Below are 340 nucleotides of genomic sequence, written 5' to 3'. Positions count from 1 at the left end.
CACGCCCAATACCCCCAACACCCCGAACACTCCGAACACCCCCAATACGTAGGCGAGCACCAGAAGCTCTGCCGCGCACCAGAGCGCCGCGCAGTGAATTCACTGCGCGGCGCCGCTGTCCACCTCGGATCACCCGGGGGTGTTCGGGGTGTTGGGGGTGTTCGGGGTGTTACCCGCACCGCCCGGAGTGTTCGGAGTGTTGGGCGTGTTCGGGGTGTTCGGAGTGTTACCCGCACCGCCCGGAGTGTTCGGAGTGTTGGGCGTGTTCGGGGTGTTCGGAGTGTTACCCGCACCGCCCGGAGTGTTCGGAGTGTTGGGCGTGTTCGGGGTGTTCGGAGTG

It is taken from the genome of Streptomyces sp. NPDC046349, from assembly GCF_055587885.1.
This window is presented reverse-complemented; position numbering follows the sequence as displayed.